Raw genomic sequence first — 1,872 nt, 5'->3', positions numbered from 1 at the left:
TCTCTGGCCCAGGCGCATCGCGCCACGCTGGCCGATGGTCGGGCCGTGGCAGTCAAGGTGCTGCGTCCCGGCGTCGAACGCCGCGTGGCCAATGGGCTGGATTCCATGCGTCTGGGCGCGGCCCTGGTGTGGAAACTGGTTCCGCAAGCGCGCCGACTGGAGCCGCAGGCCTTCGTCGAGACCATCGCCAACTCGCTGGACCTTGAACTGGACATGCGTCTGGAGGCCGCCGCCGCCAGCGAAATGGCCGAGGTCATGGCCAAGGACAGCTATATGTCCGCCCCCGCCGTGATCTGGGACGGGGTGGGCAAGCGGGTGCTGACGCTGGAATGGGCGCCCGGAGTGCCGATGACCGATCCGGCGCTGCCCGACCTGCCCGGCATCGACAAGGACCAGTTGGCCGACAATGTGGTGCGCGCCTTTCTGGTTCAGGCGCTGGACCACGGCGCCTTCCACGCCGACCTGCACGAAGGCAATCTGTTCGCCAGCGCGCCTGCGCACCTGACCGCCATCGACTTCGGGATCGTCGGGCGGCTGGGACCGGCGGAGCGCCGCTATCTGGCGGAAATCCTGTGGGGCTTCATCAGCCGGGATTATGACCGCATCGCCCGCGTCCACTTCGAGGCCGGATACGTCCCAGCCCACCATTCGGTCGAAACCTTCGCACAGGCCCTGCGCGCCGTGGGCGAGCCGGTGATCGGCCGCGCCGCCAGTCAGGTGTCGATGGGCCGCCTGCTGGGCCAGTTGTTCGAGATCACCGCCCTGTTCGACATGAGCCTGCGGCCCGAACTGATCCTGCTGCAGAAAACCATGGTCTCGGTCGAGGGCGTGGCGCGTCGCCTGAACCCCGACCACGACCTGTGGGCCGCCGCAAAACCGGTCGTCGAACGCTGGATCAAGCGCGAACTGGGCCCGCAGGCCCAGGCCAAGGACGCCCTGAACGAAGTGATCTCAGCCGCCCGCGCCATCTCGCGTCTGGTGCAGGAGCCGCCGCGCCCCACGACCGTGGTCATCGAAAAGTCGGGAACTCCGGCTTGGCTGGTGGCTTCTGTCACGGTCGCGGTCATCGCCGCCCTGACGTCCCTGGGCCTTTCGCTCTGGCCCTATCTGCACTGACCGGAGCCTTCATATGAAGACGACCCTGCCTCTGGCGGCCCTCGGCGCCGCCCTGCTGCTGTCCCCCGTCTCCGCATCTGCCCAGGCCGCGGCAGGAACCGTGCCCAACAGCTTCGACCGTCCCGCACAGCCCCAGACCCAGCCTGCACGCCCGACGCCCGCGCCATCCGCCACGCCCGCTGCGGCGCCAGACATCGCCCGCGCCGAAGAAGCCCTGCGCAGCGTCATCGCGGCGGCCCAGGGACCGGGCTTCGACTACGCCGCCTTCACCGACAATCTGGCCACCCAGATCCGCCAGCAGGCCGCACAGGTCACGCCCCTCCTCAAGGGCTTCGGCGCCGTGAAGACCGTCGAATATCTACGCCAGGAAGGCGAGGCCCAGTTGTTCAAGGTCACCTTCGACAATCAGGTCACCGAATGGCTGATCGGCTTCGACAGCGAGGACCGGATCGCCGCGCTTCTGTTCCGCCCCGCCGAGGGCTGAGCCGCCGAGATTCCGCTTTCATGCTGCGACGGAATGTCGCAACTTGAGCCGTTGAAGCATGGGACGGGGGCGTCCTTAGCCTGAAGGTTCAAGATGAAACCCATGATCGCCAGCCTGATCATCAGCCTGGGTTTGACGGCTGCTCCGTCCATCGGCGCCGCCGCGGTCCTCGCGTCTGATCCGCCGCAGGATCAGGCCCCGGCGACACGTGCTTCCATTTTCATCAGCCCCTATGGCGAGCCTTTCGTTTCCGCAGAGGGCGAGCCCTATCC

General features: G+C 67.5%; 2 protein-coding genes. Both read left to right on the top strand.

The window, feature by feature from the left end:
• Positions 1–1,116 (top strand): AarF/UbiB family protein (locus tag QZ281_RS16445; RefSeq protein WP_292230240.1); only part of this gene is annotated, 1,116 nt, incomplete at its 5' end.
• A 13-nt stretch (positions 1,117–1,129) separates the two neighbouring features.
• Complete coding sequence (locus QZ281_RS16440; RefSeq protein ID WP_292230238.1) at positions 1,130–1,600, top strand: hypothetical protein; 471 nt, start codon at positions 1,130–1,132, stop codon at positions 1,598–1,600.
• The last annotated feature ends 272 nt before the right edge of the window (positions 1,601–1,872 follow it).

It is taken from the genome of Brevundimonas sp., from assembly GCF_018608325.1.
Taxonomy (GTDB): domain Bacteria; phylum Pseudomonadota; class Alphaproteobacteria; order Caulobacterales; family Caulobacteraceae; genus Brevundimonas.
The sequence above is the reverse complement of the archived record's forward strand: the minus strand, read 5'-3'. Positions and strand labels throughout refer to the sequence as shown.

Excerpts from the sequence above, each read along its gene's own strand:
- QZ281_RS16440 (WP_292230238.1), top strand. The coding sequence starts at position 1,130 with ATGAAGACGACCCTGCCTCTGGCGGCCCTCGGCGCCGCCCTGCTGCTG.